This window comes from Variovorax sp. P4_B10, assembly GCF_056402375.1.
Window position 1 is genome coordinate 18,510 of the sequence record NZ_JBFUHN010000033.1, and the last position, 12,869, is coordinate 31,378.

Annotated in this window: 11 protein-coding genes; 3 read left to right on the forward strand and 8 right to left on the reverse strand. The window is 68.0% G+C overall.

What is annotated here, in order from left to right; genetic code table 11:
* Positions 1-168: 168 nt before the first annotated feature.
* On the reverse strand, positions 169-2,862 hold the full coding sequence (locus AC1DXX_RS16880; protein WP_478135355.1) for a winged helix-turn-helix domain-containing protein: 2,694 nt from the start codon (positions 2,860-2,862) through the stop codon (positions 169-171).
* A gap of 107 nt (positions 2,863-2,969) precedes the next feature.
* On the opposite strand from AC1DXX_RS16880, the gene AC1DXX_RS16885 reads away from it, so the two are divergent.
* Together AC1DXX_RS16885 and AC1DXX_RS16890 are read left to right on the forward strand one after the other, a co-directional pair.
* Positions 2,970-3,752 (forward strand): SDR family NAD(P)-dependent oxidoreductase, encoded by a 783-nt coding sequence (locus tag AC1DXX_RS16885; protein ID WP_478135356.1) that lies wholly within the window; start codon positions 2,970-2,972, stop codon positions 3,750-3,752.
* 30 nt (positions 3,753-3,782) lie between these two features.
* Positions 3,783-4,961, forward strand: a complete 1,179-nt coding sequence (locus AC1DXX_RS16890; RefSeq protein WP_478135357.1) for an acetyl-CoA C-acetyltransferase — start codon at positions 3,783-3,785, stop codon at positions 4,959-4,961.
* Between the two features lie 221 nt (positions 4,962-5,182).
* Here the strand turns inward: AC1DXX_RS16890 and AC1DXX_RS16895 are convergent, their stop codons facing one another.
* On the reverse strand, positions 5,183-6,043 hold the full coding sequence (locus AC1DXX_RS16895) for a hypothetical protein (protein WP_478135358.1): 861 nt from the start codon (positions 6,041-6,043) through the stop codon (positions 5,183-5,185).
* Positions 6,040-6,477 carry a hypothetical protein gene (locus AC1DXX_RS16900; protein WP_478135359.1) on the reverse strand — a complete coding sequence of 146 codons (438 nt, stop codon included), beginning with the start codon at positions 6,475-6,477 and terminating at the stop codon, positions 6,040-6,042. The genes AC1DXX_RS16895 and AC1DXX_RS16900 overlap by 4 nt, the downstream gene beginning before the upstream one ends.
* An 86-nt stretch (positions 6,478-6,563) precedes the next feature.
* Between AC1DXX_RS16900 and AC1DXX_RS16905 the strand changes: the two genes are divergently transcribed.
* Positions 6,564-9,656, forward strand: coding sequence for a CHAT domain-containing protein (locus AC1DXX_RS16905; RefSeq protein WP_478135360.1), 3,093 nt, complete (start codon positions 6,564-6,566; stop codon positions 9,654-9,656).
* Here the strand turns inward: AC1DXX_RS16905 and AC1DXX_RS16910 are convergent, their stop codons facing one another.
* The 5 genes from AC1DXX_RS16910 to AC1DXX_RS16930 all read right to left on the reverse strand — a co-directional run bounded on the left by AC1DXX_RS16910 (position 9,657) and on the right by AC1DXX_RS16930 (position 12,738).
* Positions 9,657-9,959: a hypothetical protein gene (locus AC1DXX_RS16910; RefSeq protein WP_478135361.1), complete on the reverse strand. Its 303-nt coding sequence runs from the start codon at positions 9,957-9,959 to the stop codon at positions 9,657-9,659.
* A gap of 89 nt (positions 9,960-10,048) precedes the next feature.
* Positions 10,049-10,531, reverse strand: coding sequence for a hypothetical protein (locus AC1DXX_RS16915; RefSeq protein ID WP_478135362.1), 483 nt, complete (start codon positions 10,529-10,531; stop codon positions 10,049-10,051).
* 184 nt (positions 10,532-10,715) lie between these two features.
* Positions 10,716-11,447 carry a ubiquinone/menaquinone biosynthesis methyltransferase gene (locus AC1DXX_RS16920; RefSeq protein ID WP_478135363.1) on the reverse strand — a complete coding sequence of 244 codons (732 nt, stop codon included), beginning with the start codon at positions 11,445-11,447 and terminating at the stop codon, positions 10,716-10,718.
* Between the two features lie 4 nt (positions 11,448-11,451).
* Entirely contained in the window at positions 11,452-11,898 is a 447-nt protein-coding gene (locus AC1DXX_RS16925) for a hypothetical protein (protein ID WP_478135364.1), read from the reverse strand.
* 168 nt (positions 11,899-12,066) lie between these two features.
* Positions 12,067-12,738, reverse strand: coding sequence for a nitroreductase (locus AC1DXX_RS16930; protein ID WP_478135365.1), 672 nt, complete (start codon positions 12,736-12,738; stop codon positions 12,067-12,069).
* Positions 12,739-12,869: the final 131 nt, after the last annotated feature.

The following is a 12,869-nucleotide window of genomic DNA, read 5'->3' on the forward strand; positions in this document are numbered from 1 at the left end:
GGTATCACCGATTTCCGTAGTCGTGGGGCAAACGGAGCCTTTCAACTTGGAGGCCGGCCGCCGATGATGGGCCTTCAAGCGCCATCCAACGTATGGGTTCCCCTTCTTGCGGCCCTGATTTCAGAGCGCATCGGTTGGGGTGGTGAGAATGCTGCGAAGGCGCCGTAACTAGCGGATCACGCCCAGCCTCCGCGCAATCGCCACAGCCTGCGTCCGGCTCTTCGCATCCAGCTTCATGTTGATATTCCGCAGATGCGTGCGAACGGTGCTGTCGGAAACGAACAGCTTTTCTGCCATCGCATTGTTCGAGTACCCCTCGGCCAACAGCTGCAGCACGCGAATCTCCTTGCGCGTGAGTGGCTCCTTGATCGCATCGCCAGTCGATGTCGCCTCCGCGTCGGCTGGCGCCATCGGCCCCATCGCCTGCAGCAACCGCTGTAGATAGTCCGCCAGGATCGGATCGCCATGCGTCGAAGGAGATGCAGAAGCAGCCTCCTGCATCGCCGCATTCGCATACCGCTGCACCAGCGTCCCCACCGCCGGCCCTTCATCGAGGATCAGCCGCATGAAGCCTTCCTGGCTCGCGGTCTGCAGCGCGGCGCCGATCTCCTCGATGGCGGCGGCCATCTCGCCCATGCGTTGCAGCGCCATCGCGCGCAGCACGCGCAGCTTGAGGACGCGGCGGTTGCGGGTCGATGCGACGGCGGCGTGGATCTCGGCGTCGAGCACGGCCAGCGCGGCGCGTGCGTCGCCGAACACGATCTCCCACCGCGCCTTGGCCAGCGCCAGGTAGTCGAGGTCGTGTGCGAGCAGGCGTTGGCGGCGCTCGCGTTCCCACAGCTCGGGGTCGCCGGCGCGCAGCAGCTCGTCGCGCGATGCGGGGCCGTTGCCCTGCAGCAGCAGCATGCGCGAGCGCTCCAGCTTGGCGCCGGCCACCACGCGGGGCAGCTGGCGGTGGTGGCCGAGGTATTCGAGCTCGGTCAGCGCCTGGAAGGCCGCATCGATGTCGCCGGCGTGGAACGCAATGCGCGAGCGCATCACGTGGCTCAGGATCATGTGGTCGGGCAGGCCCACGTCGCGCGCGAGCGGCAGGTACACGTTCAGCAGGTGGTCGGCCTGCGGCAGCTGGTTCGACTCGTACACCACGCCGGCATAGAGCACGCCGGCCCATGCGTTGCCGTGGCTGTGGTTGTACGACACGGCATGCGTGGTGTCGACGGCCATGCGCAGCCGCGCTGTGGCCTGGCGCAGGCGGCCTTCGAGCAGGTCGAACAGGCCGGCGAGCGACTCGGTGTACATGCGGTTGAAGGTGCTGTTGCCCTGCTCGCGGCGTGCGGCGTCGAGCAGGCGCTGCGCCTCGCGCTGGTCGCCGCGCACGGCCAGGATGTGGGCCATGGCATTGAGCAGCACGCTGTCGGCAAAGGCCAGTCCGGTGGGCAGGCGCGCGAGGCTTTGGCGTCCGACCTCGTAGGCCTCGTCGTGCCGGTCTTGCATGGCCAGCAGCAGCGGCACGAGCGTGTGCGCACTCGCGCGAACTTCAGGAATGGCGCTGTCGATGCAGCCCGATTGCTCGAGCATCTGCATCGCCTCCCACGGCCCGTGCGTGAAGCAGGTGGCCCACAGCGCGATCGGTTGCAGGAACGGGTGCGCGCGCAGCTGGTGATCCGGAATGGCCGAGAACCAGCGCGCGAGCATGCGCATGCGGCCCTGTTCGAGGAACTGTGCTGCGCAGCTGTCGAGCAGGGTCAGCGCATGGGGATGGTCGCCGCCTTCGATCGCATGGTCGATGGCGGGCACGGGGCGGTCCTGCGATTCGTACCAGCCCGAGGCCGCGAGGTGCAGGCGTTCGATCTCGCCGGGCAGCTCGCGCGCCAGCTGCGCGCGCAGGAAGTCGGCGAACAGGCTGTGGTAGCGCCACGCGCGGCCATCGCCGCTCACGGGCGTGAGAAAAAGATTGGCCGCGGCCAGCCGCTCGAGAATGGCCGCGCAGTCGACACGCGGGTTCAGCGCCTGGCACACCGAGGCGTCGAGCTGGCGCAGGATGCTGGTGCGCAGCAGGAAGTCGCGAACCTCCTCGGGCTGGTGCGCGAGCACGTCTTCGGCCAGGTACTCGGCCACGGCGCGGTCGGAGCCCGAGAAGCGCTCGACAAAGCCGGTCTCGATGCCGTGCCGCTCCAGTGCCATCGACGCGAGCCATATGGCGGCCACCCAGCCTTCGGTCTTGTGGTGCAGTTGCGAGAGCAGGTCGGCGGGCAGCGCCTGCAGGGCCTGGGGCGCATGGGCTTGGCGCAGGCCGAAGAAGGCGCTGGTCTCTTCGAGCGTGAAGCGCAGGCGGTCGGTGTCGATCTCCATCAGCTGGCCGCGCGCACGCAGCCGCCCCAGGCTCAGGTCGGGCAGACCGCGCGAACCGATCACGAGCTGCCCGCGGCGCGGCAGCTGCTCGATGATCTCGCGCACCAGGCCCAGCACGGCGGGCTCCTGCACCACCTCGAAGTCGTCGAGGAAGAGCGTGAAAGGCGCGTCGTGTGCGGCCAGCGCGGCCACGGCGTCGAAGGGGCCGTTGGTGCGCGGCTCTTCCACGCCCAGGCGCAGCACGGCCTCGGCCAGGCAGTTGAGAAAGCGCGAGACGTCGTTGTCGGCCCGGTCCAGCGTGAGCCAGGCGGTGGCGATGCCCTGTGCGTCCATGCGCTCGCGGATCTGCGCCATGGCGGTGGTCTTGCCGAAGCCGGCCGGGGCGCGCACCAGCACCAGCTTCACGGTGGCCGCAGCAATCTCTTCGCGGATGGCGGTGCGCAGCACCTGCGTGGCGGCGAGGGCCGGCGGGCTGAGCTTGGTTTCGAGAATCCTGGGGGAGGAAGGCATCGCAAACGGGGGTGGGCGCCTTGAAATTCCGTCGCTTCCGACGATTTCGGCGATCGATTCTGCTGCCTAAACTGGCCCGCGACAAATCCATCCAAGGGCAAGCAAAGATGCAACTCGATTCCAGCATTGCCGCCGTCGTCACGGGCGGCGCCTCGGGCCTCGGGGCCGCCACCGCGCGCCGCCTGGCCAGCCATGGCGTGAAGGTCGCGCTGTTCGACCTCAATGCCGAGCAGGGGGAGGCGTTGGCGAAGGAACTGGGCGGCGTGTTCTGCAAGGTCGACGTGACCTCCGAAGAGCAGGTCGACGCGGCCTTTGCCAAGGCGCGCGCCGCGCACGGGCAGGAGCGCGTGCTGGTCAACTGCGCCGGCACCGGCAATGCGGTGAAGACCGCGAGCCGCGACAAGACTTCGGGCGAGATCAAGCACTTTCCGCTCGCCAACTTCGACCGCATCATCCAGATCAACCTGGTCGGCACCTTCCGCTGCATTGCCAAGTCGGCGGCCGGCATGCTCACGCTCGACGCGCTGGAAGACGGCGAGCGCGGCGCCATCGTCAACACCGCCTCGGTGGCGGCGCAGGACGGGCAGATGGGGCAGGCGGCCTACACCGCGTCGAAGGCCGGCATCGTCGGCATGACGCTGCCGATCGCGCGCGACCTGATGAGCGAAGGTATCCGCGTCAACACCATCCTGCCGGGCATCTTCGACACGCCGCTGCTGCAGGGCGCGCCGGACAACGTGAAGGCGGCGCTGGCGGCCTCGGTGCCGTTCCCCAAGCGGCTGGGCAAACCGGCGGAGTACGCCGCGCTGGCCGAGTTGATGGTCACCAACGGCTACTTCAACGGCGAGAGCGTTCGCCTGGATGGCGCGATCCGCATGGCGCCGAGATAATTTCACCCCCGAAAGCAACTGGAGACCTTCATGCCCGAAGCCTACATCGTCGCTGCCGCGCGCACCGCCGGCGGCCGCCGCAACGGCCGCCTTTCCGGGTGGCACCCTGCCGACCTCGCCGCGCAGGTGCTCAACGCCCTCATGGCACGCACCGACATCGACCCCGCGCTGGTCGAGGACGTCATCATGGGCTGCGTCGGCCAGGTGGGCGAGCAGGCCTCGAACATCGCGCGCAATGCGGTGCTGGCATCGCGCCTGCCCGAGTCGGTGCCGGCGACCTCGGTCGACCGCCAGTGCGGCTCGTCGCAGCAGGCGCTGCATTTCGCGGCGCAAGCCGTGATGTCGGGCAGCATGGACATCGTGATCGCCGCGGGCGTCGAGAGCATGACGCGCGTGCCCATGGGCACGCCGAGCACGCTGCCGCTGAAGAACGGCCTGGGCTTCTACGTGAGCCCGCTGATGCAGCAGCGCTATCCCGATGTCCAGTTCAGCCAGTTCACCGGCGCGGAGATGATCGCCAGGAACTACGGCATCGAGAAGATGGAGCTCGATGCCTATGCCTTGCACAGCCACCGCAACGCCATCGCCGCCACCAAGGCCGGCCTCTTCGACAAGGAGATCGTGCCCGTGGCCGCGCGCATGAGCGACGGCACCGAGCCGGGCGACATGCACACCACCGACGAAGGCATCCGCTACGACGCCACGCTGGAGAGCATCGCGGGCGTCAAGCTCATCGCCGAAGGTGGCCGCTGCACCGCGGCCACCGCCAGCCAGATCTGCGACGGCGCGAGCGGCGTGATGGTGGTCAATGAGCGCGGGCTGAAGACGCTGGGTGTGAAGCCGCTGGCGCGCGTGCACCACATGAGCGTGATCGGGCACGACCCGGTGATCATGCTGGAGGCACCGATTCCCGCGACGCAACGCGCCCTGAAAAAGGCCGGCATGAAGATCGGCGACATCGACCTGTACGAGGTCAACGAGGCCTTTGCGCCCGTGCCGCTGGCCTGGCTGCAGACCCTGGACGCCGACCCGAACCGGCTGAACGTCAACGGCGGCGCGATTGCACTGGGCCATCCGCTGGGCGCCTCGGGCACCAAGCTGATGACCACGCTGGTTCACGCGCTCGCGCAGCGCAACAAGCGCTACGGGCTGCAGACCATGTGCGAGGGCGGGGGCATGGCGAACGTGACGATCATCGAGCGGCTCTGACTGAAGCCGGTCCCTAGCCCCGGGGGCTGGCTACTCGTTGATCTCCGGCTCGACCAGCCGTGCCACGTTTTGCAGTGAGTCCTGCCAGCCGAGATAGCACCTGTCCACGGGGAAGGCCGAGGGCAGTCCTTCTGCATTGTCAGGCCGCATCCTGCTTGTCGTTCATGACCATCCAATCGGAGGGGCTCGCCTTCGCCCGGCGCCGCCAGGGGCGTCGGGCGTCACTTCTTCATGAGGCTCAGCACACCCGTGGCAATCGACACCAGCGCGGTGAGGATCGGCGTCACCAGCGTGATGAACTCGCGGATCGACTCGGTATAGCGCCGCAGCCGCTGCGTGCGTCCCTGCGCCGGCGTGTCGGCGGTCAACGCGGCGGCGAGGCGCACCGACAGGTGGTCCACGGCGTTGTTGCGCCGGTGGAAAGCCGCGAGCGCAGCGAGGATGCCCGTCATGTGCCCGAAGGCGATGCTCAGCACGTAGTAGATGACCTCGTGCCACTCGCGCGCATTCTGCGGTGCGAGCGGCTGGTCGTCGCTGTAGGCGACCACCACGGTCATGAGCGTGACCGCGATCGCGCCGATGGCCGCGGCCATCAGCCACTGCCACGCGAGGCGAACGCGGAACCGCGCCGACATCACGAAGCCCGTGCACACCGGCAGCGCGACCGACACGATGCGCAGGTAGAACTGCGACAGGTCGAGCCACATGACGATCACGGCATGCGCGGCCACCAGCAGGAACACCGGCAGCAAAAGGAATCCCGCAATCGCGAACCTGCTCGGCGCGGCTTCGCTGTCGCGAGTCGCGGGCACCGCTTCCGCGGCGCGTGCGACCACCTCCGCCGGATCGTCCCCGACCAGCAGCGCAGTGAGCCGTTTGTTCTGGGTCTCCAGGCTTTCGATGCGCGACTTCAGCGCCTCGATGTCGCGCCGCAGCGGCATGAAGAAGATCAGGTCGCGGTGGCAGTGCTTGCAGACGATCGCGGCCGGGGCGATCTTCTCCGTGCAGTACGGGCACGGTATCGACGCGGCATCGGCCTCGGGCTTGACCGGTGCCAAGGCCGGCTTCGGAGAAGCGCTCACTGCGCGTTGAAGTCGACGAGCTTGCTGCTCACGCGGCCTTCGGCATCGCCGACTTCCACGCGCAACTGGTGCGCGCCCGCCGGCACCTGCGCGCCGTCGAGCTCGATGCCGGTGCCGCTGACATGCGTGCGGATGCGATCGGTGAGATCGATGGTGGGGTTCTTCATATAGACCACACGCACCGTCTTCGGGTCGATCGCAACGCCGCCGCGCGACTTGAACTGCACCTTCAATGCGAGTCCGTTCTTCTGCACGGTGCCGGCCGGGCTGGCCACGTCGATGCCGGGGCCGCGGGTGAGTCCGGCGCGCTTGCTTTCCTGGTAGGCCGAGGGCAGCCGGGCTTCGTCTTCGGTGATGAGGTTGAACGCCGAGCTCTGCGTGGCGACGAAGAGGCAGAGCAGCGGAGCGAGTGTGGAGAGTCTGGGGAATGTCATGACTTGATGGGTGACTACGGATCTTCGTAGGAAGAGGTGCGACAGGGCGAACCTATACTTTTTTCACTGCAATCCATCCGATATCAATGCTAACGAGAAACGGTGTTGTCGCGCTACTTCTGCTGATTCCCGGGAGCTTCATCAGTGCTCTGGCACAAGAGAAAACAACGGCGCCCGCGGCCGTTGCGGGCACGCGCGCGCCACCGGCGGCGCCGGACCCGCTGCGCATCCTCACCGGCGAGTTTTCGCAGCTGCGCAAGCAGCTCGAAGAGGCCGAGGCGCTGAGCGCGCGAGGGCAGTTCGCCGACGCGGGACGCCTGTTCGAACGTGCGCTCGACAACGCGCCGCGCAGCGCGAAGGAGCCGATGCAGAGCTACCTGGCCGAAGACCTGGTGCTCGGCAGCCTGATCGACAACAGCGAGCTGCGCGCCGACGACGAGGCGCAGCTACGCTGGCTGCAGAAGCGGCGCGATGTGCGCCGCGTGTTCTGGGGCGAAGACGCCAACGCGGCGCTCGCTGCGCAGAACGCATGGGCGCTGCAGTTGTGCAAGGTCGGTCGTTGCCAGGAAGCGATCGCGGTGCAGGAAGCGGTCGCGCGCAAGACGCTCGAAACGCAAGGCCCGGGCTCGCGCAACACGCTGGTCGCGCGCCACAACCACGGCGTCGTGCTGGGGCAGGCCGGCCGCTATGCCGAAGCGCTCGCGATCTCGCGCGAACTCGCGGGCGAAGCCGAGTCGCGCTGGGGCGCCAACGACCCGACCACCTTGCGCTTTCGCAATTCGGTCGCGGCCGACTACACCGACCTCGGCCAGTACGCCGATGCGCTGATCGCCCACGAGGCCGTCTACCGCGCGCGCCAGGTCGCCCTGGGCCCGGCCGCGCCCGACACGCTGAGTTCGCTCGGAAGCCTTGCCGCCACCTACGGAATGCTCGCGCGAACGCGCGAGGCCCTGAGCCTTTCGCAGCAGGGCTACGACCTGTCGCGTCGGACCTTCGGCCCCACGCATCCGCGCACCCAATATGCGGCGAGCGCGCTGGCCATCGAGCTGCGGCGCGTGGGCCGGCTCGGCGAGGCGCGCGCGCTTTCGCTGCAGGCGTGGGAAACGCTCTCGGGCTTGCGCGGTGCGCGCCATCCCGAGACGCTCTATGTCATGAACGTGCATGCGAGCGTGCTCGACGCGCAGGGCGACCATGCCGAAGCGGTGCGCGTGACCGGCGAGGCCTTGCAGATCCGCCGCGAAGTCATGGGCGACACGCACCCGTTGACCCTGGCCGCGCTGCGCAGCGCGGGACGGGCGCGGCTATCGGCTGGCGATGCGGCAGGCGCGCTGACGCTGCTGACGCAGGCACATGAAGGCTACGTGCGGTTGATCGGCGAGGCGCACCCCGAGACGCTGCTCGCGCTGATCGACCGGATGACCGCGGCACTGCAGGCCGACCAGCTCGACAGCGTACGACCTCTTCTGCCGGCGTACGTCTCGCATGTCGAATCCTTGCGCGCGCAGCACGGGCTGAGCCCGAAGAGCCGGCGCACGCTGTTCGAGCGCTATGTGGAGGGCTACCGCCATTACGCGCTCGCGAGCCTGCGCGGCGGCGAGGCCGATCGCGCATTCGAACTGGCGGAATTGTCGAAAGCGCGCACCTTGCTCGAAGGCATGGCGCTGCAGCGCGCGAACCGCTCCGGCGCGCTGCCCGCCGATGCACAACAGGCCATCGCGATGCACGAAGCCAGGCTCGCGGCGCTGGACCGCAGCATCGACGCGGCCGCGGGGCAGGCCGACCGTCGCCAACAACTGGAGTCGGAACGCAACATCGTCGTGCGTGCCTATGCCGATCTGCAGACGCGTCTGCGCGCCCGCTACCCCAAGTACCGCCAGCTGGCCAAAGCACCGAAGGCCACGCTGGCCGACGCGCGCCGCCTGCTGCCGGCCAACACGCTGTTCATCAGCTACCTCGCGGACGGCGACCGGGTCATGGCCTTCGCGGTGGACCGGACGGGGCTGCGCCATGCGTCCGAGCTCGCGGCGGTGCCCGATCTTGCGGCCACCGTCGAGGCGTTTCGCAAACTCTCGGGCGATGCGCTGGAGCCGCAGCAGGCCGTGTGGCAAACGGGACCGAACAGTTACCGCCTCGGCCTGCGCGACAAGCCGCCGGCACCCGGCGCGGTCGCCGTCGACGATGTGGCGCCCGTCGGCGCGCTGCTTTCGCAGCACCTGCTCGCGCCCATGGCGGCGCTGATCCGTTCGCACGAGAAGATCGTCGTCGCGCCGGACGCGGCATTGGCGCTGTTGCCTTTCGAGGCGCTGCCGTTCGACGACCAGCCGATTGCCGGCACGCGCGACCTGAGCTACATCCAGTCGCTGTCGATGCTTGCCGCACTCGAGTCGCGCAAGCAGGCGTATGCGAAGCTGCCTTCGCGCCACGCGCTGCTGGCTTTTGGCAATCCGCTCTACAGCGCCGAAGGCGGCACCACGGCGGCGGCATCGCGATCGGCCGCCCCGGGCGCCATCGACCGCGAGGCCGCTGCGCAGTCGCTGGCTGAGAGCGACGAGGGCGTCGACGAAGCGATCGCGTTGCTGCGCGAGAGCACCTGGGACAACCTCCCGGGCACGGCGCGCGAAATCGATGCGGTGCGGCGCGTTGTCGATCGAGGCCGCGTCGATGTCGTGACCGGCGAGAACGCCACCGAACGCAAGCTGCTCGACCTCGACGGCTCGGGCCAGCTTGCGCGCTACCGGCGTCTTCTGTTTTCGGTTCACGGCTACCTGAGCACGTCGGTGCCCGCGTTGAGCGCGCTGGTGCTCGGGCAAGTCAACAACCCGCCCTCGCTCGACGGCTATGTCACGGCGGCGGAGTGGCCCGCCTACACGCTGCGCAGCGACCTCGTGGTGATGTCCGCCTGCGACACGGGCGTCGGCAAGGTCGTCCACGGCGAGGGCGTGATGGGGCTGCCCTACGCGCTCTACATGGCGGGCAACACCAGCACGGTGATGACGCTGTGGCCGGTGAGCGACGAGAGCACCGCGCGCTTCATGGAGGCGTTCTTCCGGCGGCTCAATGCCGGCGAGCCGACACAGGCGGCGCTGGCCGGGACGAAGAGGGCGTTCGCCAGCGGTGAGCACGGCGAGAAATTGCGCCGGCCGGCGTACTGGGCCGCGTTCGTGCTCTACGGGGCCTGACTACGGGGCCTGACCTGCGGGAGGCGATTCCGGCCGGTCTTCGAATTCGACCTCCGCGCGCGGCGCATCGGGCGCCTGCTCGTCGAGCGACTGCCGGTACCGCACGCACCCTCGCATGAACTGCGGCCAGGCGGGCACGATGAAGCTCGGGTCTCGCTTGTCGGGCAACAGCGCCCAGAGGTCGGGGTGATGCCAGCAGAGTTCGTGGCCGCTCGAATCCCGGTGCTGTCGAATGGCGGCGCGCAATCTTTTGGTTTCCGCGACCAGTGCTTCGCGGGTGAGTGCATCGAGGTCTTCATCCATCGCATGGGCTTCCGAGGACGTGGGCAGGCTGCCACTGTTGGTCGAAACCCGGTTCGATGCAAGCAGGCGCCGGTGGCCTGCCCGACAACTCAGGCTTGCCACGCCTTCAGCGCGGCCCGCAGGCATTCCTCGAACCCGCGCTCGACCCTCGACGGATTCACCGACTCGATGCCCAGCGCCTCGTGGGTGACGCCATGTTCCCCCGAGCGCTGGTCGTAGGAAGACACGTGGTGCACCTGCCGGGTTGCGGCGAAGGCGCGAAGCGTGAAGACGGACTCCCGCGAGGCAAGTTCCGCCAATCTCACGCCGGCGACCGGCGAGAAGCGCACCGAGATGTAGGGCTTGTGAGGGTTGGCGAGGTCGTCGTCGACCAGCGCGTCGTGCCGCGATGCAATGAGGTCCGCGACGAACGCGTCGAGCAGCGGCCTCACGTTCGCCTCGACCCGGGTCTTGAACTCCGAAAGAAACGCGTCGCGTACGACCTGCGTGTTGATGGCGGCGGCCGCCTTGCTGGCCGCGCGTGCGGCGATCGCGGCCTTGTGTTCTTCGATTGCTTTTTTGACCAGCGACATGGGGTGCTTCAGGTGTCTGCGTTCGCGTTCGCCCGAGGTGCCGAATGCTCGGTTCAAGTTCGGGGGCGGGTGGGGCCCGAGTGATTCCGTGCAGAAAAATCGGGCGCGGCGACTGTAATGGCGCGGCCTGGCCGCCCCGTGCACAAAGGCAAAAAGTATCGTTTGGCGATGCCAAAGGTAGCGATCAGGGGCGCGCTTTGAGAGGTTTGCGGGCGATGTGGATCGCGACGATCCCGAGGGACAGCCGCTCGAACGAGACGTCCGCGAACCCCATGTCCCGGAGTTCGGCGGCGAGCCCTTCGGCCGTGGGGAAGTCCTGGATTCCCTTGAGCAGGTAGCGGTAGGCCGAGGCGTCGCCGCCGGTCGCGGCCCATCCGATGACGGGCATGCAAACCGCCATGTAGCCGAGGTAGGCGCGGTGAAGCCAGCGCACGGAGATGTTGGACGCCTCCAGCGCGATGAAGCGACCGCCCGGTTTCAGGACGCGGAGTGCTTCCTTCAGCGCCAGCTTGCGCTCGCAGATCTTGAGGCCCAGCGAGATGGAATAGAGGTCGACGCTGTTGTTCGCAATGTCCGGCATCGCGTGTGCATCGAGCACCCGGAACTCGACCGGCACCTTCAGCTGCGTGGCACGCCGGCGCGCGATCGCGAGCATCTGCGGGCTGATGTCCGAGGCGACGATCTTCTGGCCGGATTGCAGGCCCTGGCGTCGTGCCACCTTCAGGACGACATCGCCTGTTCCTGCCGCGACGTCCAGGAGGTTTGTCCACGGCTCCCTCGTGATCAGCGCCGCCACCCGCCGCTTCCACAGCCGGTGGATGCCGAAGCTGAAGAGGTCCGACAGCAGGTCGTAGCGTCCGGCGATGCGGCCGAACACGTCGTCTTCCTGGGTGTGGAAATCGGCCGCGTTGTTCATGGGCTCAAGCGCTCCGGGTGAAAAGCCGGAACGGCGAACTCAACAGGCAGCCCAGCCAGAGCGATGCGAGGCCGTCGGATGCGTTGTCGTGCCAGCCGTGCTTGTCGTCCCACAGCAGTGCGTCGTCTTCGATCTGCACACTCCACTTCGCGTCGGAGAGCGCTTCGCGGCGAATCCGGTTGAGGCAATCGACCCAGTGACGGGCGCCCTTGTGCATGGCGAAGGGCTTGTTGTCGGGCAGGGCCGTCGCGCCCGAGAGCACCTCTTCGCCGGCGAGCCGGGATTTTTCGTAGCGCGCGAAGCTCTCCCAGTTGAAGCCCTTGCCCGAGTGGGCGTAGCGCTCGATCTCGGCGGTGACCTCGAACGATTGCACGATCGCGTCGATGCGCTGCACCTCGATGGGGGTCAGTGGCGTGTCCCGCTTCGCGGTGTAGTAGATGCTGAAGCCCATGGTGCGATGCCCTGAGTGCTGGATGGTCCGCCGCGGATGCGCGTTGGTGGGCGGATTCTGCCGGACAGCATCAGGCAAACGGATGCGGCCCCTCCAGTTTCCCGATGTGACAGTTGCCGCGGTGATCGTGGTTGCCGGGAATGACCCGATATGGAATCGAGAGCTTCGTCAGATGCCGATGAACTCGGCCACCTCGGCCAATGGCGCACGCTCGGTCACGAGTGCATCGAGCGGCCTCCTGCGGTCGGCATGGCCGATGGCCATGCCCGTGAACAGCATCCGCTCGGGCGGCAGCGCAATGAATCGGCCGACGGTCTGCGGATAGATCGCCCAGCATTCCTGCGGGCAGCTGTCGAGCCCCTCGGCGCGCAAGAGCAGCATCACGTTCTGCAGCATCATTCCCAGGTCGGACCACTGCGGCGGCCCCATGCGGCGGTCGACGGTGCAGAACAGCGCCAGCGGCGCGCCGAAGAACTGGTAGTTGCGCGCAAACCATTCGCGGCGCGCGGCTTTGTCCTCGCGCGGAATGCCGAGGCGGGCATACATCGCCTCGCCGACGGCGAAGCGGCGGTCACGGTAAGGCGCGACGAGCTCGCGCGGGTAGATGTCGTACTCGCTGCCTTCGCCGGCCGGCGCTTCCTGCACGCGGGTGCCCATGATGGCCTTGAGTTCGTCGAGGCGCTCGCCGCCCACCACATGCAGGTGCCAGGGCTGGAGGTTGCCGCCCGAGGGGGCGCGCAGCGCCTCTTTCAGCACGCGCCGGATGACCTCGGGCGCGACCGGCTTGTCGAGAAATTCGCGCACCGATCGGCGGCTCGCAACGGCTTCGTACACATTCATGCTTCGGCTTTCAGGGGGTGACACAGCGACTGTCATCTTGGATGAAGCCCAGGCCAGGAGCAACCCTCGGGGCGCTCAATCGTCCGTTCCGACGATGTGGCGGGCGGGAGCCCCTGCCTACGATCCAACCC